The sequence below is a fragment of the Gordonia sp. NPDC127522 genome (assembly GCF_042672305.1).
GTDB lineage: Bacteria > Actinomycetota > Actinomycetes > Mycobacteriales > Mycobacteriaceae > Gordonia > Gordonia hongkongensis.
In genome coordinates this window covers 71,416-94,635 of the sequence record NZ_JBHXVK010000005.1, presented here as the reverse complement: position 1 = coordinate 94,635, position 23,220 = coordinate 71,416, and the positions used below count along the sequence as shown (strand labels likewise).

Here is a 23,220-nt window from a genome sequence, read left to right as displayed (position 1 = left end):
TATTTCTCAACACTGCGGCAATGAGTGCCACGTACATTGCGCGGCAAGTGTTTTCGATCACCTCTCCCGAGGCGCCGCAGTGCCGTGCCGCCGCCTTTCCGACGCGGTGGACCGCGTCGTGGAGCACGGTTTCCGAGGGGGTCGAAGGCGGTGTGAGGGGGTGGCCGAACGGCCGGTCTCGGTGAGTAGGATCACGACGTGAACTGCCCGTGGAAACGGGTCGGCGTCGTCGGGACATTCGCGTCGATCCGTGCCCGCCGGGAGTTTGTTCGCGCGATCTCCACCGCGATTGTGCGAGTCGCTGAGCACGCGCCGGACCGGCGCAGGCGTGAGAGAAAGAGAACACCACGATGTTCGACAAGGTTCTGGTCGCCAACCGCGGCGAGATCGCCATCCGCGCATTCCGCGCCGCCTACGAACTCGGTGCGCGCACGGTCGCGATCTTCCCGTACGAGGATCGCAACTCCGTGCACCGGCTGAAGGCCGACGAGTCCTACCAGATCGGGGTCCCGGGACATCCGGTGCGGGCCTACCTGTCGGTCGACGAGGTCGTCGGCGCGGCGGTCCGGTGTGGCGCCGATGCGATCTACCCCGGTTACGGATTCCTGTCGGAGAACCAGGGTCTCGCCGCCGCGTGCGCGGAGGCGGGCATCACCTTCGTGGGCCCGAGCGCCGACATCCTGGAGATGACCGGCAACAAGGCGACCGCGGTGGCCGCGGCGAAGGCGGCGGGCATCCCCGTGCTCGCGAGTTCGGAGCCGTCGTCGGATCTCGACGAGTTGCTCGCCGCGGCGCAGGACATGCGGTTCCCGGTCTTCGTCAAGGCGGTCGCGGGTGGCGGCGGGCGGGGGATGCGCCGTGTCGACGAGCGTGCCGACCTCGCCGAGGCCATCGCGGCCGCGTCGCGCGAGGCCGAGGCCGCGTTCGGCGACGCGACGGTGTTCCTGGAGCAGGCCGTGGTCAACCCGCGGCACATCGAGGTGCAGATCCTCGCCGACACCTACGGCAACGTCATCCACCTCTACGAGCGCGACTGCAGCCTGCAGCGCCGCCACCAGAAGGTGATCGAGCTCGCGCCCGCACCGAACCTGTCCGACGAGTTGCGCGAGCAGATCTGCTCGGACGCAGTGGCTTTCGCACGGTCCATTGGCTACTCATGCGCGGGCACGGTGGAGTTCCTGCTCGACGAACAGGGTCGCCATGTGTTCATCGAGATGAACCCGCGCATCCAGGTCGAGCACACGGTGACCGAAGAGATCACCGATGTCGACCTCGTCAGCGCGCAGCTGCGCATCGCATCGGGGGAGTCGCTGGCGGATCTCGGACTGACCCAGGACACGATCCGCATCCGCGGCGCCGCGCTGCAGTGCCGGATCACCACCGAGGATCCCGCCAACGGCTTCCGGCCCGATGTCGGGCGCATCACCGCCTACCGCAGCCCCGGCGGTGCCGGCGTCCGGCTCGACGGCGGTGCGAACCTCGGTGCCGAGGTGAGTGGTCACTTCGACTCGATGCTCGTCAAACTGACCTGTCGCGGAAGGGATTTCCCGACTGCGGTGCGCCGCGCGCGTCGTGCGGTGGCCGAGTTCCGGATCCGTGGCGTCGCGACCAACATCCCGTTCCTGCAGGCGGTGCTCGACGACCCGGACTTCCGCGCCGGGCGCGTCACGACTTCGTTCATCGACGAGCGTCCCGGCCTGCTGACCTCGCGCTCGTCGGCCGACCGCGGTACCAAGATCCTGTCGTACCTGGCCGATGTCACCGTGAACAAGCCGCACGGTGAGCGGCCCACCACGGTGTACCCGCGCGACAAGCTGCCCACCGTCGAGCGTTCGGTGCTCACGTCGCCGCCGAACGGCTCGCGGCAGCGTCTGCTGGAGCTCGGACCCGAGGGGTTCGCGCGCGACCTGCGGGAGAACCCGCGGCTGGGCATCACCGACACGACGTTCCGCGATGCGCACCAATCGCTGCTCGCGACTCGCGTGCGCACCAATGGGCTGCTCAACGTGGCGCCGTACGTGGCCGCGCTGACCCCCGAACTGCTGTCCGTCGAGTGCTGGGGCGGGGCGACCTACGATGTGGCGCTTCGCTTCCTGAAAGAAGACCCGTGGGATCGCCTGGCGCAGTTGCGGGAGGCGATCCCCAACATCTGTCTGCAGATGCTGTTGCGCGGCGCCAACACGGTCGGTTACACGCCGTATCCCACCAAGGTGACGACCGCGTTCGTGTCCGAGGCGACCGACGTCGGCATCGACATCTTCCGGATCTTCGACGCGCTCAACAACATCGATGCGATGCGACCGGCGATCGACGCGGTCCGCGAGACCGGCACGGCGGTCGCCGAGGTGGCGATGAGCTACACCGGCGATCTGTCCGATCCGGGCGAGGACCTCTACACGCTCGACTACTACCTGCGGCTGGCCGAACAGATCGTGGAGGCGGGCGCGCACGTCCTGGCGATCAAGGACATGGCGGGTCTGCTGCGCGCTCCCGCGGCGACCACCCTGGTGTCGGCGCTGCGGCGTGAGTTCGATCTGCCGATCCACGTACACACCCACGACACCCCGGGCGGACAGCTGGCGACCTACATGGCCGCGTGGCAGGCGGGTGCCGACGCGGTCGACGGCGCCAGTGCCGCGCTGGCGGGCACCACGAGCCAGCCGCCGCTGTCGGCGATCGTCGCCGCGACCGCCCACACCGAGCGGGACAGCGGCATCGACCTCGCGCGGGTGTGCGACCTCGAGCCGTACTGGGAGGCGCTGCGAAAGGTGTACTCGCCGTTCGAGTCCGGTCTCCCGGCGCCGACCGGGCGGGTCTACTCGCACGAGATCCCGGGCGGGCAGCTGTCGAACCTGCGGCAGCAGGCCATCTCCCTCGGGCTGGGCAACCGGTTCGAGGCCGTCGAGCAGGCGTACGCCGCCGCTGATTCGATGCTCGGGCGACTGGTCAAGGTGACCCCGTCGTCGAAGGTCGTCGGCGACCTCGCGCTCGCGCTGGTCGGCCGTGGCATCACCGCCTCGGACTTCGCGGCCGACCCGGCGTCCTACGACATCCCGGACTCGGTGATCGGCTTCCTGCGCGGCGAGTTGGGCGACCCGCCCGGTGGCTGGCCCGAACCGCTGCGCACCCTCGCGCTGCAGGGCCGCGCGCCGGCCCCCGAGGTCACCCCGCTCACCGCCGACGACGAGGCCATCCTCGACAAGCCGGGTCGTGACCGTCAGGTCCGGCTCAACCACCTGCTCTTCCCCGGTCCGGCAAAGGAGTTCGAGGAGCACTACGAGGCCTACGGTGACACGTCGAGGCTCTCGGCCAACCAGTTCTTCTACGGACTGCGCTACGGCGAGGAACACCGCGTCGAACTCGAACCCGGTGTCGATCTGCTCATCGGGCTGGAGGCGGTCAGCGAACCGGACGAGCAGGGCATGCGGACCGTCATGTGCGTCCTGAACGGTCAGCTGCGTCCGATCGCCGTGCGCGACCACTCCGTCGACTCGGCTGTCGCGTCGGCGGAGAAGGCGGACCGCTCCAACCCGCACCACATCGGTGCCCCGTTCGCGGGCGTCGTGTCGCTGTCGGTCGATGTCGGCGACGAGGTCGCCGTCGGCGCGACGATCGGCACCATCGAGGCGATGAAGATGGAGGCGGCGATCACCGCCCCGGTCGCGGGCACCGTGACCCGACTTGCCATCGGACAGGTGACGCAGGTCACGCCGGGGGATCTGCTGATCGAGATCCGCTGAGCAGATCGGCGGCGGGGCACCTCGCCCCGCCGCCGCTTCAGCTGCCCCGGTACGTCGAGTAGGCGAAGGGGCTCAACAGGATCGGTACGTGGTGATGTCGCCCGGGATCGTCGATCTCGAAACAGACGTCGATCTCGGGATAGAAACCCTTGATGTCGTTGTCGGCGAACCAGTTACCGGTGTCGAAGACGAGATGGTAGATCCCGGGGACGAGCGCCTCGGTGTTCACTGCGGTGATGCGACCGTCGGAATCAGTGCTGCCGCTGGACAGTTCGGTCCCCGACGCATCCTGGAGGGACACCTCGAGGCCGACGGCGGGTGAACCCGACACCGCGTCGAGGACGTGCGTGGACAGACCGGTCATCTCGAAATCCCTTCGTCGGCGGCGTGCTCGCCCGACAGCATACGGAGCAGGCGGGCGCGGTTGATCTTCGCCAGTTCCGCACGCAGTACCCGGCGTTCGGTGGAGGCGTCGTTGGTCATCCGCGCCCGGAGGATGGCGAGCAGCTCGTCGGCGGGCCGCCCGTTCGCGAAGACCAGGTAGACGTGTCCGAACCGCGCCTCGTAGGCGACATTGGCGTCTCTCAGCTCGGCGAGCACCGAGGCCGACGAGCCCGCCACCCCGGACTGTTCGCGCGCCGACGAGGCGTTGTCGGGCCGGTCTCCGATCCGCGGATGCCCGGCGAGCGCCTCGTCGAGGTCGTCGTCGCTCATCTCGGCCAGTGCTCGATCGGCGGTGTCGAGCACAGCGGGTACATCGCCGAAGGGCCGCGCGAGCATCATGCGCTCGATCCAGGTCGTCGATGCGCAACAGCTGCGCAGCGCTGCACGGGCTTCGTCGTCGTCGTCCATCTCGGTGAGCCGCATGATGACCAGCCTAGGAGGCGTGGGCGCGGTCGGCGCGTGGAAGATGGAGCGATGGACGACGTCACCGGGGCAGCGCCCCCGGACGACCCCGCGGGACGGGTGCTCGGTGTGGTACTCGCCGCCGGAGCCGGGACCAGGTACGGGATGCCGAAGATCCTCGCGCACGACGGCCAGTGGCTCGAGCGGGCGGTCGCGGCGTTGCGCGACGGCGGCTGCGCCGAGGTGGCGGTCGCCATGGGCGCCGCGGTCGTCGAACCGCCCGCCGGCGCCGAGGCGCTGGTCGTCGCGGACTGGTCCGACGGCGTCGGTGCCACGGTGGCGGCGGCCCTGCGGTGGGCGATGGCACGACCGGGCGCGGCGGGGCTGACGGTGCACGTGGTCGACACCCCGGCCACGGGCGCCGACGTCGTCGCCCGCGTCCTGGGCGCGGCATCGGGTGACCGCGCCCTTCTCGCGCGAGCGGTCTTCGACGGCAGTCCGGGGCACCCGGTGTACATCGGTGCCGACCATTTCGGACCGGCTCTGCGTGTGGTCGATGGTGACGTGGGTGCTCAGGTGTACCTCCGGTCCCGGGCGGTGACCCGCGTCGAGTGCGGGGATCTGGCGTCCGGGGTGGACATCGACGAGCAGCCGTGACCGGGGATCAGCGTGCCCGTTTCGAGACCTTCTCGTCGCCGTTCCGGTGCACGGTGATCCCACGTGGGACAAGCGTCCATGTCTAGGGTGCACACATAGCCGGGTAACGGACCGCACTCTCGCCGAAGCGGGTGATCACCGTGGCGCACGATCGTCGTCGACGCCTCACCGCGATTCTCGCCGCGCTCGTCGTGGGAGCCGGCCTCGCGGCATGCGCCACCGGACCCGAGGGACCGGAGCGAACACCGCCGGCCCGGGCCGCGCAGGACGCGCATCTGCCGCCCGGATTCGACACCACCTTCCGCTGGACCGCGACCGGTGTCCTCGATCCGCAATCCGCCGAGGGCACCTTCGTCCGAGCCTTCACCGAGTCCTTCGAACTCGCCAACGCCGGACGGTCGGCGCGGTGGGGCTACCCCGGTTTCGCCGACGCCGCGCCGTCGAACATCGACCAGATGGTGACGGCGTACCCCACGATCCAGTCGACCTCGGGCCGCGAGGTCGGCACCGCCTTCTATCAGGGGTTGCGCCGCGTCGACGACAACGGCTGGGCGCGAATCGTGATGTGCCGTCACGGGTATCGGTCGGTGCAGCAGAACGGTGCGTGGACCGTCGGATACGACACCCCGCGGCCGGTGGAGATCGACATCCGCCGCGTGGGAACCGATCCCGCGGCCGCACCACGCGGGGGCGAGCGGACCCCCGGCGCCGACGTGTTCGGCGGCTGGTACACCTCCCGCTACGACTTCGCGGCCCTGTACCCGACGCCGACCCCGGATCAGAAGGCGTGCGCCGCAATGACTCCGGACGGAATGCCGCACTGGCTGCCGATGGCCGACACCGAGCCGTGGCCGGCCCAGCAGCCGGTACCGGGGTGGTCCAGCTACCCGGGCGCGGCCTGACTCCGCACCGCCAGGGCGCCGACTACTGGTCGGGCAGTCCGCCGAGCAGATCGTCGAGGTGCGCCGGCAGGTCCCGTATCCGTACCCCGGTGGCGTTGTAGATCGCGTTGATGACCGCGGCGGCACTGCCGACGATCCCGATCTCGCCCGCACCGCGCGAACCCATCGGGGTGGCGTGCTCGTCGCGGTCGTCGAGGCAGATCGCGTCGACGTCGGCGATGTCGGCGTGCACGGGGATGTGGTACTCGGCGAGATCCTGCGTGACCACGTGCCCGAACCGGTGATCGCGGACGCTCTCCTCGTGCAACGCCATCGAGATACCGAAGGTCATGCCGCCGATGAGTTGCGAACGGACGGTGCGCGGGTTGATGGCGCGGCCGATGGAGAACACCCCGAGCATGCGCGGGATCCGGATCTCGCCGGTGTCGATGTCGACGCCGACCTCGACGAAGTGCGCGCCGAACGAGGCCACGGTGAACTTCTCGAGATCGGGGTTGTCCGCCGCTTCCGCGCTGAGTTCGGCGTCCGGCGGCGGATCGTCGCCGAAACGTGCACGGAACTGATGCGCGGCGGTGACGATAGCCGATCCCCAGGACGAGGTGCCCGACGAACCGCCGGCGACGGTCGCGCTGGGCAGCGCGCTGTCGCCGATCTCGATGTCGACGACGTCGGTGGGTACGTCGAGCGCGTCGGCGGCGATGATCTTCAGGGTCGTCCACGCACCGGTGCCGATGTCGGTGGCGGCGATCCGGACCGTGTACCGCCCGTCGCGATGGGTGATCGACGCCGCGTTGCCCGGTTGCACCATGTGGGGATAGGTCGACGACGCGACCCCCAGGCCGACCAGTTGCCGACCGTTCCGGCGGGCCGCCGGCTCCGCCACACGCCGCTCCCAGCCGAATCGTCGGGCTCCCTCGCGGAGACAGTCGAGCAGCCGCCGCGACGACCACGGGTTGCCTGTCTCGGGGTCCTCGGGCGGTTCGTTGCGCACACGCAACTCGATCGGATCGAGGTCGAGGGCATGTGCCAGTTCGTCCATGGCGACCTCGCCGGCGAACATCCCCGGAGCCTCGCCGGGCGCGCGCATCCAGAACGGGACCGGGACATCGAGGGGGACGACGTGGTGATCGGTCCGCCGATGGTCGGCCGAGTACATCGATCGTGAGGTGACCGCGGCCTGCTCGGCGAACTCCCCGGCGTGTGCGCTGTGGGTGAATGCCTCGTGCACCATCGCGGTGATGTGGCCGTCCCGATCGGCGGCCACCCGCAGACGGGATCGGGTGGGCGCGCGGTGTCCGACGTAGACGAACATGTGCTGTCGGGTCACCGCGAACTTCACCGGACGGCCGGGCAGGCGCATGGCGGCCATGGCCGCGAGCACGTCGTGCGAGTGCGGCGAGCCCTTCGACCCGAATCCACCGCCGACGTGCGGCGCCATCACCCTCATCTGCTCGGGTTCGAGACCCAGCACCGGCGCCAGCGAGGACACCACGCCCTGGGTCGACTGGGTCGAGTCGTAGAGCGTGAGGACAGCTGCATCCGCATCCCAGGTGGCCACCACGGTGTGCGGCTCCATCGGGTTGTTGTGTTCCTCCGGGGTGGAGTACCACTGGTCGACCGTGACCGTGTCCCCGCCGGCGGTACTGGCCGCCTCGTCCAGGATTCGATCGGGGTCGCCGTCCTGTGAGGTGGGCTCGAACCCGCCGTTGACCTGTTCGGGCCGGTAGCTGTCGGGGTGATCGACGCGGAACTCGGTGTCGTGGGCGTCCTCGTCGTAGGTGACGGTCACCGCCGAGGCGGCTTCGCGCGCCGTCTCGGGACTCTCCGCGACGACGGCGCCGATCAGCTGCCCGCGGTAGGCGATCTCGGGCGACTGCAGGATCGTGAGGTCGCCGCTGGAGGTGTCGGCCAATTCCGGTGCGTTCTCCGGGGTGAGTACGTAGAGCACGCCGGGCGTCGATTCGGCTGCGGCCGTCTCGAATCCGGTGATGCGTCCGCGCGCGATGGTCGCGGTGATCGGCCACAGGTACGCGGCGTCGGTGAGGTGCTCGTAGGCATAAGGCGCGGTGCCGCGCACCTTGTCGGTGCCGTCGATGCGGGCGTGGGAGGTACCGATCGCGGTCATCGAGTGCTCAACTCCCGCAGGGTGGCGATCAGGGTGCGGCGTGCGAGGGGCACCTTGAACTCGTTGCCCTCGAGTACACGGGCCTCGCCGAGTTCGGCATCGGCTGCCGCGGCGAACAATTCGGGCGAGGGGCGCTGACCACGCAGCACCTCTTCGGCCCGCGCGGCCCGCCAGGGCTTGTGCGCGACACCGCCGAACGCGATCCGCGTCGCGCCGATGGCGTCACCGTCCATGCTCACCTCGGCCCCGACGGACACGAGCGCGAAGGCGTACGACGCACGGTCCCGCACCTTGCGGTAGGTCGACGACGAGTCGGGCAGGGGCGGTGGCACGTCGATGGCCACGATGACATCGTGCGGCTCGAGCACCGTGTCGCGTTCGGGATGCTCACCCGGGAGGCGGTAGAAGTCGTTGATGTCCACCACGCGCTCACCGTCGGGGCCCTGCACGACGATGCGCGCGTCGAGCGCCGTGAGGGCCACCGCCATGTCGGAGGGGTGGGTCGCGACGCAGGTCTCGGATGCACCCAGGATGGCGTGATACCGCGTGTATCCGCCGACGGCCGAACAGCCCGAGCCCGGCGTCCGCTTGTTGCACGGGGTCGTGACGTCCTGGAAGTAGACGCATCTGGTGCGCTGCAACAGGTTTCCCGCATTGGTCGCGAGGTTGCGCAACTGCGGCGAGGCGCCCGAGAGCAGGGCGCGGGCCAGGACGGGGTAGCGGCGTCGGACGAGGGGATGGGCGGCGGTGTCGGCGTTGCGGGCGGTGGCGCCGAGCCGGAGCGAGCCGTCGGGGCGTTCGGTGATGTCGTCGAGCGGCAGGCGGGAGATGTCGAGCAGCGCCGGCGGGTCGGCGACGCCCAGCTTCATGTGGTCGACCAGGTTGGTGCCGCCGGCGATCAGCTTCGCGCCGTCGTGATCCCGCAGAAAGGCCACGGCGGTGCGGACGTCGGTCGCACGCTCGTAGGTGAACGGGATCATCGATCGGCCGCCTGTCGGATCGCCGCGAGGATGTTCGGGTACGCCGCGCATCGGCAGAGGTTGCCGCTCATCCGTTCCCGGATCTCGTCGTCTCTCAGCGGACTCGCGTCGCCGCTCGACGACGGGTCGAGGTCCTCGGTGACGTGGCTGGGATACCCCTGTTTCGCCTCGTCGAGCATCCCGATGGCCGAGCACAGCTGGCCGGGTGTGCAGTAGCCGCACTGGAAGGCGTCCTCGTCGATGAACGCCTGCTGCATGTCGTGTAGCTCGTCACCGTCGCCCAGGCCCTCGGCGGTGACGATGTCGCTGCCCTCGTAGGAGACGGCGAAGGACAGGCAACTGACGATGCGCCTGCCGTCGACCAGCACGGTGCACGAACCGCACTGACCGTGATCGCAGCCCTTCTTGGGCGAGAAGATGCCCAGCCGGTCACGCAGACCGTCGAGCAGTGTTGTTCGCGTGTCCACGACGACGTCGTGTTCGGCACCGTTCACGGTCAAGGAGACTTTGGCTTCCACGTCGCGAGGCATACCCGTTCGTAGAGGCGGTAAACACCCGCCGAGAACCGCGAAATGTCTGGAACAATCGGTCGAATGGCCCCCTCGAGACCCAGAGTTGTTGTGATCGGTGCCGGATTCGCGGGTATGCACTGCGCCCGCAGGCTCAAGAACGAGCCGGTCGACGTCACCATCGTCGACCGCGGGACCAGCCATCTGTTCCAGCCGCTGCTGTATCAGTGCGCCACCGGTCTGTTGTCCGAGGGCGCGATCTCCAGCCCGGTTCGGCATCTGACCCGTCGGCACAAGAACCTCGACGTCGTCCTCGGCGAGGCGTCGGGTATCGATGTCGGCGCCCGTGAGGTGACGGTCGACCGCATCGACGGGTCGTCGTTCCGTCTCGCCTACGACTACCTCGTGGTCGGCGCCGGGATGCGCACCGCCTACCGCGGCAACGAGGCGTTCGCGGAGTTCGCGCCGGGGATGAAGACGCTCGATGACGCACTGTCGATCCGCCGCAAGATCATGGCCGCGTTCGAGATGGCCGAGACGATCACCGACCCGGAAGAGCAGCGGTCCTGGCTCACCTTCGCGGTGGCGGGCGGCGGCCCGACCGGCGTCGAGCTCGCCGGACAGATCCGGGAGGTCGCGACCCTGGCGCTCGAGCGCGAGTTCGACGCGATCGATCCGGCGCAGGCGCGGGTGCTGCTGCTCCACGGCGGCGACCGCGTGTTGCCGTCGTTCTCGACGCGGCTCTCGGCCAGCGCCCAGCGCACGCTCGACAACCTCGGCGTCGAGACCCACCTGGGCGTGCACGTCACCGGCGTCGGGGCGGACCACGTCGAGACGACCCGCAAGGCCGACGGGACCAAGAACGTCTACCCGGCGCGCACGACACTGTGGACGACCGGCGTCGAGGCCGTCCCATTCGCCGCCACACTCGCCCGGTCGCTGGGTGTCGAACAGGACCGCGGCGGGCGGATACCGGTCGAGGCCGATCTCTCGGTCCCGGGCCATCCCGACATCTTCGTGTGCGGCGACATGAGTTCCTACCGAGACCTGCCCGGGGTCGCCGAGGTGGCCATGCAGGGCGGCCGGCATGCCGGCGCGGTGATCGCGGAAACTGTTGCCGGCCAACGGGAGAGAACCCCGTTCAGATACCGCGATCTGGGCACCGCGGCCTACATCGCCCGCCGCCACGCGATCGTCCAGTCCGGCCCGCTCCAGCTGTCGGGGTTCCTCGGCTGGGTGGCCTGGGGCGTCATCCACATCGCCTTCCTGGCGGGTGTCCGCAACCGGATGGGAACCGTCATGACGTGGGGCGCAACGCTGCTCACCGACAGCCGGCGGGAGCGCGCCATCACCTACGGCAGCCCGGAGACGGCGAGGCAGCCCTACGGGCAGTGACCGGGTGGATTCGGCCCGCTCGCTTGTCCGTGACCGCCTCGCCTGGTATTCAGAGTAGAACACGTTCTAATTCTGGTTGTTCTTCTGACGGGCGAGGAGTCCTCCATGCACACCCCGATCTGCGATGAGCTCGGTATCGAGTTCTCGATCTTCGCGTTCACCCACTGCCGGGACGTGGTGGTCGCGGTGAGCAAGGCGGGCGGTTTCGGGGTGCTCGGCGCGGTCGGCTTCACCCCCGAAGAGCTCGAGATCGAACTCAACTGGATCGATGAGCACATCGGCGACCGTCCCTACGGCGTCGACATCGTCATCCCGAACAAGTACGAGGGCATGGACTCGAACATGTCGGGCGAAGAACTCACCAAGATGCTGCAGTCGATGGTGCCGGCGGAGACCCTCGACTTCGGGCGCAAGCTCCTGCGTGACCACGGCGTGCCGCTCAACGAGGACAGTGACAACTCCCTGCAGCTTCTCGGTTGGACCGAGGCCACCGCCACGCCGCAGGTCGAGATCGCGCTCCAGCACCCCAAGGTCACCCTGATCGCGAACGCCCTGGGGACTCCGCCCGCCGACATGATCGAGAAGATCCAGTCCGCCGGCCGCAAGGTCGCCGCGCTGTGCGGGTCGCCGAAGCAGGCCCGCAAGCACGCCGATGCAGGTGTCGACATCATCATCGCCCAGGGCGGCGAGGGTGGCGGTCACTGCGGCGAGGTCGGTTCCATCGTGCTGTGGCCGCAGGTCGTCAAAGAGGTTGCGCCGGTTCCGGTTCTGGCGGCCGGCGGTATCGGCAGCGGTGAGCAGATCGCGGCGGCGCTGGCCCTCGGGGCGCAGGGCGCGTGGACGGGATCGCAGTGGCTGATGGTCGAGGAGGCCGAGAACACCCCGGTCCAGCAGCAGACCTACATCGACGCCTCCAGCCGGGACACCGTGCGGAGCCGATCGTTCACCGGCAAGCCGTGCCGCATGCTGCGCAACGACTGGACCGAGGCCTGGGAGGATCCGAAGAATCCCGATCCGCTGGGGATGCCGTTGCAGTACATGGTCTCCGGGATGGCGGTGGCCGCGACGCACAAGTACCCCGACGAGAGCATCGACGTCGCCTTCAACCCGGTCGGGCAGGTGGTCGGGCAGTTCCGCAAGGTCGAGAAGACCTCCGCGGTGATCGAGCGGTGGGTCACCGAGTACATCGACGCCACGAGCAGCCTGGACTCGTTCGCCAACGCGAACGCCTAGTCGGGGGCAGATTCGCGCGGCCTCGTTTCCGTCCCGCTTATCGGATTCAGTCAGCGGGACGGAAACGGCGACGCGGGAGCTGGGGAGTGGCCGGCGCCGTCCTCGGCGATCGTCGCGAGGGGGAGAGTCACCTGGACGGTGGTGCCCGACGGTTCGTTCGGCAGGTACCGGATCGTCCCGCCGTGACGTTCCACGATGTGTTCGGAGATGATGAGCCCGATTCCGGAACCGTCTTGCTTGGACGAGAACGCTCCGGACGCGAGGCGGTCCGCCGGTACGTCGCCGGTCATGCCGCGTCCCTGATCGCGGATCCACACCGAGGCCAGTCCGTCGGCCTCGCCGGTCTGGATCGTCAGTTCCTTCACCTCGGTTGTCGGCCGGACGATCTCGTCGAGTGCGTTGACGCACAGGTTGATGATGACCTGTCCGATGAGCACGTTCTCGCCCTGGACCGGCAGGTCACGGTCGGGGATCTCGGCGTACACGCGCACGCCCTGCTCGGCCGCGCGTAGTCGCACGAAGTACAGGCTCTCCTCGACGGTCTCGTTGAGATCCATGAGCGTCGAGGTGCTCTCGATGCGTCGTACGTAGCGGCGGACCGAGGCCACGATGTCGGCGGCGCGGTGGAGTTGCTTCTCGATCTGGTCGATGCCGTAGGCGAGGCTGCGGGCGTCGACGGTCTCGGCGGAGACGCGGGCCTTGAGTCCGCTCAGGTAGTTCGTCGACGCCGCGAGCGGCTGCCCGAGCTCGTGGGCCAGGATCATCGCCATGTCGCCCATCGCGTGGTACCGGCTCAGATATTGGAGGTTGGCCTCCTGGTAGGCGTTGCGGCGTTCCCATTCGACGCGGTCGGTCACGTCGCGCACGGTCAGGACCCGCGAGGAGATGCCGTCGTGGGCGACGATCTCGAGTTCGCCGGCCAGCCACACGGTGCTGCCGTCGTCCTTGATGATCTCCTGCTGGATCTCGACCGAGCCCGCTCCGTCCGTCAGCCGTTCGACGACGGGGTCACTGGTCAGCCGGGGCTCACACCGGCCGAGGTCTTCCAGGTGGACGCCCGACAGCTCCGCAGGGGTGCGGCCGAACAGCTTGGCGGCCAGTGGGGAGATGTCGTCGATGCAGTTGTCGTCGTCGAGCACGACGATCCCGGCCGACGTGTGGGTCATGATGCGCTGCAATGACTCCGACACCCAGGTCAGTTCTTCCTGCAACTCGACCTCGTCGGAGATGTTGCGGAACTCGACCATCACGACCGGCCCGTCCTCGCAGCGCACCAGGGTCGCGCGGGCGTCGGTGAGGAACTCGGTGCCGTCCTTGGCGCGGTATTTCCACTGTTTGCGGCTCGACCCGTGCACCACGGCGGACTGAAGCCACGCCACGCCGACCTCGCGGCGGTACTGACGCTCCTGGGCGCTCATGTGGTGTGCCTTGAGGGGCTTGAGTTCCTCCAGGGTGAACCCGAAGATGCGGCAGGCGGCCGGGTTGGCCCACAGGATGTTCTTCGAACTCGCCTCGTGGATGAGGATTCCGGTGCCGGTGTGCAGGATCATCTGCTCGAAGTCCCGACGCGCGGGGAACATCGCCATCACCTCACCTTCGCCGAGTTCTCATCTTCGCCCCCGCCACGATGCCACGCGGGTGAGGACACGCAAGTAAGGAATTGCTTACCCGCGACGCGGGAAATCCCGATACCGCGTCGGGTCCCGCGTCCATAGTGTCGGACTCGAGATCGAGAGTCGATTCCGAACGGAGACAATGATGACCGCGGAGAGCCTGACCGAACGGGTGTGTGCGGAACCGGCGGGGGCGGCGCGCGACGCCGCGTTCGACCACGCGCTCGACGTGCTCCGGGATCGTCGGGACGAGTTCAACTCGCAGCGCTACGTGCCCGCCGACTTCATCGCGTTGCTGAAGCGCGCCGGCATGTACCGGGCCTCGACGCCGGCGGCGTTCGGTGGCGAGCCGATGGCACCGTCGGATTTCATGTCGCTGGTCGAACGCATCTCCGCCGTCGACCCCGCCACCGGGTGGGTGTCCAGTTTCGGATCGTCGCTGGTGTACTTCGCCGCGCTGCCGGCCGAGACCCAGCAGAAGATCTACGCGCACGGTCCCGATGTCGCCTACGCGGGCGGGCTGTTCCCCATGCAGGAGGCACAGCGGGTCGACGGCGGCTACCTGTGCTCGGGGGTCTGGCAGTTCGCCAGCGGATGTCGCGGCGCCGACCTCCTCGGGATCGGTCTGGCCGGCGGACCCGAGACCGGCGGCAAACCGCTGACGGCGCTGGTCGACCCGGCCGAGGTCGAAATCGTCGACAACTGGGATGTCGCCGGGATGAAGGCGACCGGCTCCCATGCCATCCGCGCCGACCGCGTGTTCGTGCCCGAGGAGATGACCTTCGTGCGAGGCGGCGCCCCGCAGATCGACGAACCCCTGACCCGGTACCCGGCGCTGGCCTACGCCGCGCAGGTCCTGGCGGTGGTGACCCTCGGCGCGGCCCGGGGCGCGCTCGACTACGCGATCGAGGTCGGTGCGGCGCGGACCTCGATCACCGGGGGTGCCAGCAAGGGCAACCGGCCGGCGTACAAGAGCGGCCTGGCGGTCGCCGAGGCCGAATTGCGTTCGGCGCGTGCGTTCTTCTACGACAGCACCGACCGGGTGTGGGCCAAGGCCATCGCGGGACAGCACATCTCGACCGACGATCAGGCCCTGTTGCGGTTGAGTGCCACCCACGCCGCACACGTCGGGCGCAGCGTCGTGCTGCAGGTGTTCGACCTCGCCGGAACCGGGGCCATCTACGAGACGCATCCGCTGCAGCGGTTCCTGCAGGATGCGCTGGTGCCCGCGCAGCACGCGATGTTGCAGACCAACACCTACGAGGCCGCCGGTGCGCTTCTCCTCGGCCTCGAGGCCGGTATCCCCAGCTTCCCCTGACCCACCCGCCATCCAGCCCAGACGTCACGACCGCGAGGAGAGCATCACTCATGTCCGACGAACCGTTGCGCACGCTGTTCTGCGTCGGTAACAACCAGAACTTCTTCGACCTGCCCAAGTCCGACATCGGTCCGGTGTGGGAGGCGACGATGGAGTTCCTCACGAGCTTGAAGAACCTCGACGGTGTCGAGATCATCGGGACCTTCGACGACGACGCCCACATGGTCGGGCCGTCCGACGGCTGGCCGTGGACGTTCTACGTCCTCGCCGACGTGCGCGACCAGCCGACCGTCCGGGCGGCCTGCAATCTGTTGCGCACCATCATGGTCGGTGAGCATGCGCTCTGGAAGTACTTCAAGGTCGAGGCGCGGATGGGCCGAGCCCTCACGATCCGCGACGACGTCCCCTCATGAGCACCGCCTCCTGAACTCTCGCGCACCGACAGCCCCTTTCCGCGCCCCGGCGCGGTCGACACACGAAGGAACATCGATGACCACCATCGAGCGGCCGACCCGCGGCTTCGCGGACCTCGCCGAGAAGGACCGCGTCGCCGGTCAGCTGTACACCGATCCCGACATCTTCGCCGAGGAGATGCGCAAGATCTTCTACCGCACCTGGGTGTGGGTCGCGCACGAGAGCGAGGTCCCCGAGGCGGGCTCGTTCAAGACCACCCAGGTCGGCGATCAACCGGTCATCGTGACCCGGGATCGCAAGGGCAACTTCAACACCCTGCTCAACCGGTGCCGGCATCGCGGCGCGACGGTGTGCGATCAGCGCAGCGGCAAGGCCAACGGGTTCACCTGCCCGTACCACAACTGGTCCTACACCCTGGACGGTCGACTGCGCGGCATCCCGTACCCGGACGGTTACGAGGGCGTCGTCGAGAAGAACGACTTCCCCCTGCAGAAGCTGCGCACCGAGAGCTATCTCGGCATGATCTTCGCGACGTTCAACACCGAGATCGAGCCGCTCGAGGACCACCTGGGTGACGCGAAGATCTGGATGGAGCGATTCCTCAAGCAGTCCAACGGATTCCCCACGAAGGTCCTCGGCAGTCACAAGTTCCGGTTCAAGGGCAACTGGAAGATCCAGCTCGAGAACACCACCGACGGTTACCACTTCCCGATGGTGCACAAGTCGTGGATGGCCTCCGTCGACGCCGAGACCGCCAACATGATGTCGTTCATGGACGACCCGGCCGCCGAGACGCACGCACTCGGCAACGGTCACAGCGTCGCGATCATGGCGGCCGCGCACGCGGACCTCGACATCGACGACGGCTCCGAGGAGGTCCAGCCGCGGTTCCAGCATCTCGTCGACGAACTCGTCGAGGCGGGGGAGAGTCCCGAACGCATCCGTCGCTACATGCGCTCGATGCACGGTTGTGGGTTCAACCTCAACATGTTCCCGAACATCGCCATGTCGTCGTCGTTCTTCCGGGTTCTCATCCCGATCAGCGTGGACGTGACCGAGGTGTGGCACATGGCGATCGGCATGGACGGCGGGCCGGAGAGCATCAACCGCGAGCGCCTGCGGATCCACGAGCACTTCCAGGGCCCTTTCGGTTTCGGCAGCCCCGACGACGCCGAGGGATGGGATCGCGTCCAGATCGGCGCCGGTGGCAACCCGAACATGCCGATCCTGGTCAACCGCGGGGAGAACCGCGAGTACACGACCGAAGAGGGTTGGCCCACATCGCATGTCACCGACGAGACGGGGATGCGCGAGTCCTACGCCATGTGGAAGAGGATGATGAGCGATGACTGAACTGCACAGTTTCAACGACCCGCGCGTCCTGCGCGCGATCGCGCTCGTGTGGAAGGAGGCCGAACTCCTCGACGCCAAGGACTATCCGGCGTGGGAGGCCCTCTACACCGATGACGCGCACTACGTCATCCCGATCGATCCCGACACCGACGATTTCGACTCGTCGCTGAACATGGTGTACGACGACCAGCGGATGCGGCGCCTGCGCGTCGAACGGATGATGCAGGGTTACGCACCGTCGGCGGTCGCCGCCGCCCGCACGGTCCGGGTCATCTCGCGGTTCACCGTGTCCGACGTCAGCGACGACACCGTCATCCTGCGGTCCGCGCAGATCCTCAACGCGTTCAAGCGCGACGCCTTCTCGACGATCGGCGCCGAGCTCACCCACACCATCAGCCTCGGTTCCGACGGGAACGACCGGATCAGCCTGAAGGTCGCCCGCCTCATCGACAGCGAGGACGCGGTCAGCGCCTCCGGGTATCTGGTGTGAGGACGGACCTGGACATGACTTCGACGAACAAGGGGATCGCGGTCGTCACCGGTGCCGCCGGCGGCATGGGCTCGCACGTCGCCCGCCGGCTGCACCGGGACGGTCACCGCGTCCTGCTCACCGACATCGCCCTCGATCCGGCCCAGCGCATCGCCGAAGAACTCTCGCCCGACGGGTCGACCGCACGGGCGGCCGTCCTCGACGTCGCGCACCGGCAGGGTTTCGTCGACGCGCTGGCGCATGTGCAATCCGTCTGGGGTACACCGACGATCGTCGTCAACAACGCGGCACTGACCCAGGCGGCGGAGCTCATGACGCTCGACGAGCCGGATTTCACCCGCGTGCTGAACACGAACGTCAACAGCATCTTCTTCGGCTGCCAGGTCTTCGGGGCCGCGATGGCCGACGAGGGGTACGGCCGCATCGTCAACATGGCGTCGCTGGCCGGTCAGAACGGCGGCACCGCCACCGGCGCGCACTATGCCACGTCCAAGGGTGCGATCCTGACGGTCACCAAGATCTTCGCCAAAGAGCTTGCGGCCAAGGGCGTCACGGTCAACGCGATCGCGCCCGGGCCCCACGACCTGCCCGTCGTGAAGGCGACCGTGCCGCCGGAGAAACTCGACGCCGTGATCGCCGGCATCCCCGTCGGGAAGCTGGGCAGCCCCGAGTTCATCGGGGACATGGTCGGCCTGCTGACCGCCGAGAACGCCTTCTTCGTCACGGGTGCGTGCTGGGACGTCAACGGCGGGCTCTTCGTCCGCTGATCGCACCTCGAGAACCATTCGCCACCACCAGGAGCACCGCCATGGCCCTCACCGACGTCGTCGTCTCCGCGATCGTCCAGGAGACCCCGAGCATCAAGACCATCTACCTGTCGAGGCCCGACGGCTCGACGATGGGGGAGTACACGCCCGGAGCGCACATCGATGTCGTCGGGCCGACCGCCATCACCCGCCAGTACTCGCTGTGCAGCCGGCCCGACGGGCGGGAGTCCTTCGCCGTGGCCGTCAAGCGCGAGGATCAGTCCCGAGGTGGTTCGGCCGCTCTGCACGAACTGCGCGTCGGCGACCGGCTGCAGATCAGCGAGCCGCGGAACCTGCTCGGGATCGATTACACGGCAACGCATCACGTCCTGGTGGCGGCCGGCATCGGGATCACCCCGATGCTCAGCATGGCGCGCTACATGGACGTGCACGGGATCAGCTTCGAACTGCACTACTTCGCCCGGACGGTCGATGACGCGGCGTTCCTGCCGCTGCTGCGGGAGCGTTGCCCGGACAAGCTGCACGCGCATGTCGGCGTCGGTCGTGAGGCCCATGGTCCGATCCTGTCCGCCGCGCTGGAATCGGCGCCGCAGGGCTCGCATGTCTATGTCTGCGGCCCGGACGGGTTCATGACCAAGGTCCGCGAACTGGCGGAACAGTTCATCCCGGTCGACGCGGTCCACTTCGAGAACTTCCACGCCACCGATCAGCCGGATGCGTCGGAGAACACGCCCTTCGACGTCGAACTCGACGGCGAGACCTATCGCGTCCCGGCCGACCGGAGCATTGTCGAGGTCCTCGAGGAGAACGGCTGCGACGTCGACACCTCGTGTCAGGAGGGCATTTGCGGTACCTGCATCATGCAGGTCCTCTCCGGTGAGCCCGAGCACCGCGACAACGTGCTGACCAAGGCCGAGCGAGAGTCCGGAGAGGTGATGGCGGTCTGTGTCTCGCGGACCACCGGCGAGAAGATCGTGCTCGACTACTACTGACCCGAGCTCGCCGACCAACCCCTGTGCCGTTTCCCTAGGGGTTGGTCGGCACCTCGACGTCGAACCGCAGGATGTCCCGGACCAGCGTGCTGATGCTGTCGGCATCGGTCTTGCTCTTGATCCGGGCACGGTGCACGTCCACCGTCTTGACGCTCATGTCGAGGCGGCGGGCGATGTTCTGGCTGGGTAGACCTTCGACGACCAGCGCGAGGATCTCGCGTTCCCGCGGGGTCAGCAACGCGACCTTCGATTCCACCCACCGCTTCTGCGCGTGGGTGCGGAAGCGCTCGACCGCCTTCTCCATCCCCGCCTGGACGGCGTCGAGCAGCCGCTGCGGGTCGTAGGGCTTCTCCAGGAAGTCCATCGCGCCGGCCTGCAGGGTGGACACCGACATCCGGATGTCTCCGTGCGCGGAGACGAAGATGATGGCGACGTGCGGTGCGAACTCGTTGAGCTTCTCCTGCAGCCGCGGGCCGCTCATCGTCGGCATGCGGACGTCGAGCACGATGCACGCGGGGGTGTCCCCGGAGTACTGCGCGAGGAAGTCGTCGGCGCTGTGGCAGATCCGCGGCGAGATCCCGATGCTGCCGAGCAGCCAGTCGACCGATTCGCAGAGTTCCGGGTCGTCGTCGACGACGTACACCGTCGCGGTCGCATCCGATGCGGTCACGTCCACGCCGCGTCGGCCGTCCAGTAGTTCATCCCGACGGCACTCACCTGGTGGCGCCACTCGGAGGTCCGGTTCAGCCAGGGTTCCTCGCGCCGGACCGACTCGTCGGCCGCCTCCGGGCCGTCGGCCTCGACGGTCCAGTGCACCCAGTTGACCTCCCGGCCGTACTCGTCGTGCACGAACAGGTCGACATGGTGCCAGCCGTAGTTGAAGGTGTCCTCGTAGCACGTGAGGAACATCCGGTGGTGCGTCTCCGGACGGGGTTTGATTGTCATGCAGATCTTCTCTCTCGCAACCGGATCAGGCCGGGACGACCGGATGGGGCCGGAGCTCGTTCTCGAGCACCGCGGCGACCTCGAACAGGGCCGATTCCCGCCCCGGCAATCCGATCACCTGTAGTCCGAGGGGCATCCCGGAGTCCGTGGCCGCCCCCGGCACGACGACAACCGGGCAGCCGAGCAGCTGCCACGGTCGGCTCAGGACCGGCGACCCGGTCGCGGCGAGGCCGCTCGGTGCCGGTCCGGGTGCGGCGGGACCGACGATCACCGTGTGATCGCCGAGCGTCTCGGCCAGCAGATCCCGGGAGCGGTCGCGGCGGATGAGGGCGGCCGCGTGGTCGGCGGGCCGGACCGCGCGGCCGGCGTCGACGAGGTCGAGCAGCGCGGGGCTGAGCGCGGCCGCATGGTCCCGGACGACATCGTCCAGCGTCTCGGACGCCTCATGGGACATGACGGTCACGTGGTCGTCGGCCAGGGTGCGGACATGATCGTCGTATTCGAGAACGCGGGTCTCGACGTCGGCTCGCTCGAGCAGGTCCGGCAGCCGGTCGACCAGGTCCGCCATCGCCGGGTCGATCGGGTGCAGGTCGCTGCCGCCCCACACCACCACGGTCCGGACGGTGGAGCGACCGGGAACGATCGGCGAGCGGCCGGTGAAAGCTGTGTACACGTACTGCAGGTCGGCGATGTCGCGGGTGAGGATGCCCAGCGAGTCCAGCGACTCCGAGAGTCCGGTGACGCCGGACAGATCCGTCGAGCCGTGCGCGAGGACCATGCCCGCGGCGCCGCAGTAGGCGGCCGGCCGGGTCAACGAGCCGGCGGTCTGCGTACCCAGCGCCACCGGGATGACGCCCGCGCCGACGGCGGCCGCCGAACCGCTCGACGACCCGCCCGGCGTGTGCCCGGGGTGGTGCGGATTGCGCGTCGGCCCAGGCGAGAAGTAGCCGAACTCGGTAGTGACCGTCTTGCCCTGGATCACCGCGCCCAGATCGCGAAAACGACTGACACAGGGCGCGTCCGACGCTGCCGGCGACGACGACGTGACGGGTGAACCGGCACGGGTCGGCAGGCCCTCGACGTCGATGAGGTCCTTGACCCCGAGCGAGACGCCTCGCAGGGGCCGGCGACCCGGCATCGCATCCTGGCGGCGGGCGTCGTCGACGATGGTCGGGGACAGCTCGACCCACGCGCGCAGATCGGTGTCGGTGCGGACGATCTCCTCACGGACCTGTTCCGCGAGGATTTCCGCCGACACCACCTTCTCGTGGACCGCGGTCGCCTGCTCACTGATGGGCTGTTTCCAGTAGGCCGAGCTCACCGTTCCTCCTTCATGTGCTGGGACCAGTCTGCCCTCTCGCGCATCGCGGCGACAGTAAAGATTTCCCTCGTATCCCCGTAGGGACGGGTGGCAATAACGTCGGTGCCAGCCCCCGACAGCCCGGTGTCTTCGCGCCCGCCAGTCCAAGGAAACCCAATGAGCCTCAGAGAAACCATGGTGACGACGACGCCGTCGTCGCCGACCGCCCCCGATCGACGAATCGACTTCGGCCGCATGTCGAGACGGGCCTGGATCGTCACCGGCATGCTCGTGCTGTTCCAGATCATCGCCTTCGCCGACAAAGCGGTGCTCGGCCTGGTCTCGGCCGACGCGATGCCCGAACTCGGCTTGACCGCAACGGAATTCGGATTCATCGGCAGTGCCTTCTTCTTCCTGTACGCGATCGTCTCGGTCGTCACCGGGTTCTTGGCGTCGAAGATCTCGGTGAAGTGGATCCTGTTCGCGATGGGCGTCACCTGGGCGGTGCTGCAGTTCCCGATGCTGCTCGGCGGCGGAGCCGCCATCCTGCTGGTGACGCGGATCATCCTCGGCGGCGCCGAGGGACCCGCGACCGCCATGTCGCTCACCTCCGCGCACACCTGGTTCTCGCCCACCCGTCGTGCGCTGCCGTCGAACCTGATCGCCGCCGGCTCCACGCTGGGTCCTGTCTTCGCGGCGCCGCTGCTAGCCTGGGTCATCGCCGTGTGGGGTTGGCGCTGGGCGTTCGGTGTTCTGGGCATCATCGGCCTGGTGTGGGTGATCGCCTGGTGGGCGATCGGCGCGGACGGTCCCTACCGTCCCAAGAAGGCCTCGTCGCCGGACGAGCCGGCACTCGACACCGACGAGACGGTTGCCGATGCGAAGGAGGTCGCGACCTCCGCGGTCGACGAGCAGAAGCCGGTCAAGATCTGGCGTGCGCTGCTGAGCCTGGCGTTCATCTCCGCCGTGATCGGCGGGGCGTCGAACTTCTGGGTGCAGGGCTTCCTGACGACCTGGCTGCCCCAGTACCTGGGCACCGTGGTCGGGCTGTCGCTCGGTGAGGTCGGTGCGGTGACCACCGTGCCGTGGGTGGTCGGCGCGCTCGTCCTGCTCGGACTGGGTGCGCTCGGGCACCGGATGCTGCACCGGGGGAGTTCGGCACATCGGGCAATCGCCGTCCCGTTCGGCTGCGCCGCGGTCCTGGCCGGGTTGTGCTTCATCGCCATCCAGGCGTCGTCGGGGATCACCGCGGTCGCGCTGCTGTGCCTCGCCGGTGGATGCAGCCTGGCGTTCCCGATGACCGCCACCGCGATCGGTTATGCGGTCGGCGCCCGGCAGCGACCGATCCTCATGGCCACCCTCGGAGGCGTGGCGTCGTTCGGCGCGGTCATCTCGCCGATCCTGGTCGGCTGGCTCATGACCGACGCGGGGTATGTGTCGCCGCCGAAGGGTGAGAAGCCCAGCGCGGAGATGGCCGGCAACATGGCGGCCGGCGTGCACCAGGCGTTCACGATCACCGGCATCGTCCTGCTGGTCGGCGGCGCTCTGTGCATCGCCTTCCTCCGGCCGGAGCGACTCGGTGCCATTCTGCAGAAGCGTTACGTCCAGGAGCCGGTCGAGGCCCGGTCCGCCTGAGTGCAC

General features: G+C 68.5%; 21 protein-coding genes. 12 read left to right on the top strand and 9 right to left on the bottom strand.

The genetic code is table 11. The annotated features are described in order from the left end of the window. The first annotated feature begins 350 nt into the window (after window positions 1–350). Window positions 351–3,740, top strand: a complete 3,390-nt coding sequence (locus tag ACFVHY_RS12070; RefSeq protein WP_390272013.1) for a pyruvate carboxylase — start codon at window positions 351–353, stop codon at window positions 3,738–3,740. A gap of 37 nt (window positions 3,741–3,777) precedes the next feature. Here the strand turns inward: ACFVHY_RS12070 and uraH are convergent, their stop codons facing one another. Beyond that, complete coding sequence (gene uraH / locus ACFVHY_RS12065) at window positions 3,778–4,104, bottom strand: hydroxyisourate hydrolase (protein ID WP_055475092.1); 327 nt, start codon at window positions 4,102–4,104, stop codon at window positions 3,778–3,780. Continuing rightward, complete coding sequence (uraD, locus tag ACFVHY_RS12060) at window positions 4,101–4,607, bottom strand: 2-oxo-4-hydroxy-4-carboxy-5-ureidoimidazoline decarboxylase (protein WP_390272010.1); 507 nt, start codon at window positions 4,605–4,607, stop codon at window positions 4,101–4,103. Before uraD ends, uraH begins: the two co-directional genes overlap by 4 nt. Window positions 4,608–4,658: 51 nt before the next feature. Between uraD and ACFVHY_RS12055 the strand changes: the two genes are divergently transcribed. Then, complete coding sequence (locus tag ACFVHY_RS12055) at window positions 4,659–5,243, top strand: NTP transferase domain-containing protein (protein ID WP_390272008.1); 585 nt, start codon at window positions 4,659–4,661, stop codon at window positions 5,241–5,243. A gap of 131 nt (window positions 5,244–5,374) precedes the next feature. After that, window positions 5,375–6,145, top strand: coding sequence for a hypothetical protein (locus ACFVHY_RS12050; protein ID WP_390272006.1), 771 nt, complete (start codon window positions 5,375–5,377; stop codon window positions 6,143–6,145). A gap of 22 nt (window positions 6,146–6,167) precedes the next feature. On the opposite strand, the gene ACFVHY_RS12045 is transcribed toward ACFVHY_RS12050, so the two are convergent. From ACFVHY_RS12045 to ACFVHY_RS12035, 3 genes are read right to left on the bottom strand one after another with little or no spacing between them, the layout of a single operon-like run. After that, window positions 6,168–8,270, bottom strand: coding sequence for a xanthine dehydrogenase family protein molybdopterin-binding subunit (locus ACFVHY_RS12045; RefSeq protein WP_390272005.1), 2,103 nt, complete (start codon window positions 8,268–8,270; stop codon window positions 6,168–6,170). Continuing rightward, window positions 8,267–9,250: an FAD binding domain-containing protein gene (locus ACFVHY_RS12040; RefSeq protein ID WP_390272003.1), complete on the bottom strand. Its 984-nt coding sequence runs from the start codon at window positions 9,248–9,250 to the stop codon at window positions 8,267–8,269. Before ACFVHY_RS12040 ends, ACFVHY_RS12045 begins: the two co-directional genes overlap by 4 nt. Further along, window positions 9,247–9,768, bottom strand: coding sequence for a 2Fe-2S iron-sulfur cluster-binding protein (locus ACFVHY_RS12035; protein ID WP_390272001.1), 522 nt, complete (start codon window positions 9,766–9,768; stop codon window positions 9,247–9,249). The genes ACFVHY_RS12040 and ACFVHY_RS12035 overlap by 4 nt, the downstream gene beginning before the upstream one ends. A 75-nt stretch (window positions 9,769–9,843) precedes the next feature. Between ACFVHY_RS12035 and ACFVHY_RS12030 the strand changes: the two genes are divergently transcribed. Both ACFVHY_RS12030 and ACFVHY_RS12025 read left to right on the top strand, forming a co-directional pair. After that, window positions 9,844–11,154, top strand: a complete 1,311-nt coding sequence (locus ACFVHY_RS12030) for an NAD(P)/FAD-dependent oxidoreductase (protein WP_390271999.1) — start codon at window positions 9,844–9,846, stop codon at window positions 11,152–11,154. Window positions 11,155–11,259: 105 nt separating this feature from the next. Further along, on the top strand, window positions 11,260–12,387 hold the full coding sequence (locus ACFVHY_RS12025) for a nitronate monooxygenase (RefSeq protein WP_390271997.1): 1,128 nt from the start codon (window positions 11,260–11,262) through the stop codon (window positions 12,385–12,387). A 50-nt stretch (window positions 12,388–12,437) separates the two neighbouring features. Here ACFVHY_RS12025 and ACFVHY_RS12020 read toward each other — a convergent pair whose 3' ends face one another. Then, window positions 12,438–13,967: a PAS domain S-box protein gene (locus ACFVHY_RS12020; RefSeq protein ID WP_390272234.1), complete on the bottom strand. Its 1,530-nt coding sequence runs from the start codon at window positions 13,965–13,967 to the stop codon at window positions 12,438–12,440. A gap of 175 nt (window positions 13,968–14,142) precedes the next feature. On the opposite strand from ACFVHY_RS12020, the gene ACFVHY_RS12015 reads away from it, so the two are divergent. From ACFVHY_RS12015 to ACFVHY_RS11990, 6 genes are all read left to right on the top strand, one after another. Next, complete coding sequence (locus ACFVHY_RS12015) at window positions 14,143–15,318, top strand: acyl-CoA dehydrogenase family protein (RefSeq protein ID WP_390271995.1); 1,176 nt, start codon at window positions 14,143–14,145, stop codon at window positions 15,316–15,318. Window positions 15,319–15,368: 50 nt separating this feature from the next. After that, window positions 15,369–15,731 carry a hypothetical protein gene (locus tag ACFVHY_RS12010; RefSeq protein ID WP_390271993.1) on the top strand — a complete coding sequence of 121 codons (363 nt, stop codon included), beginning with the start codon at window positions 15,369–15,371 and terminating at the stop codon, window positions 15,729–15,731. Window positions 15,732–15,807: 76 nt separating this feature from the next. Continuing rightward, window positions 15,808–17,085 carry a Rieske 2Fe-2S domain-containing protein gene (locus ACFVHY_RS12005; RefSeq protein ID WP_390271991.1) on the top strand — a complete coding sequence of 426 codons (1,278 nt, stop codon included), beginning with the start codon at window positions 15,808–15,810 and terminating at the stop codon, window positions 17,083–17,085. Then, window positions 17,078–17,575 (top strand): aromatic-ring-hydroxylating dioxygenase subunit beta, encoded by a 498-nt coding sequence (locus ACFVHY_RS12000; protein ID WP_055475081.1) that lies wholly within the window; start codon window positions 17,078–17,080, stop codon window positions 17,573–17,575. Before ACFVHY_RS12005 ends, ACFVHY_RS12000 begins: the two co-directional genes overlap by 8 nt. A gap of 14 nt (window positions 17,576–17,589) precedes the next feature. Next, window positions 17,590–18,342, top strand: a complete 753-nt coding sequence (locus ACFVHY_RS11995; protein WP_390271989.1) for an SDR family NAD(P)-dependent oxidoreductase — start codon at window positions 17,590–17,592, stop codon at window positions 18,340–18,342. 41 nt (window positions 18,343–18,383) lie between these two features. Beyond that, window positions 18,384–19,334 carry a PDR/VanB family oxidoreductase gene (locus ACFVHY_RS11990; RefSeq protein WP_390271987.1) on the top strand — a complete coding sequence of 317 codons (951 nt, stop codon included), beginning with the start codon at window positions 18,384–18,386 and terminating at the stop codon, window positions 19,332–19,334. A gap of 34 nt (window positions 19,335–19,368) precedes the next feature. Here ACFVHY_RS11990 and ACFVHY_RS11985 read toward each other — a convergent pair whose 3' ends face one another. Genes ACFVHY_RS11985 through ACFVHY_RS11975 form a run of 3 tightly spaced genes read right to left on the bottom strand, consistent with a single transcriptional unit; the run spans window position 19,369 to window position 21,600 of the window. Further along, entirely contained in the window at window positions 19,369–20,004 is a 636-nt protein-coding gene (locus tag ACFVHY_RS11985) for a response regulator transcription factor (RefSeq protein ID WP_390271985.1), read from the bottom strand. Next, window positions 20,001–20,279 carry a hypothetical protein gene (locus ACFVHY_RS11980; protein WP_390271983.1) on the bottom strand — a complete coding sequence of 93 codons (279 nt, stop codon included), beginning with the start codon at window positions 20,277–20,279 and terminating at the stop codon, window positions 20,001–20,003. Before ACFVHY_RS11980 ends, ACFVHY_RS11985 begins: the two co-directional genes overlap by 4 nt. 25 nt (window positions 20,280–20,304) lie before the next feature. Then, entirely contained in the window at window positions 20,305–21,600 is a 1,296-nt protein-coding gene (locus ACFVHY_RS11975) for an amidase (protein WP_390271982.1), read from the bottom strand. A gap of 156 nt (window positions 21,601–21,756) precedes the next feature. Between ACFVHY_RS11975 and ACFVHY_RS11970 the strand changes: the two genes are divergently transcribed. Continuing rightward, on the top strand, window positions 21,757–23,214 hold the full coding sequence (locus tag ACFVHY_RS11970) for an MFS transporter (protein ID WP_390271980.1): 1,458 nt from the start codon (window positions 21,757–21,759) through the stop codon (window positions 23,212–23,214). The last annotated feature ends 6 nt before the right edge of the window (window positions 23,215–23,220 follow it).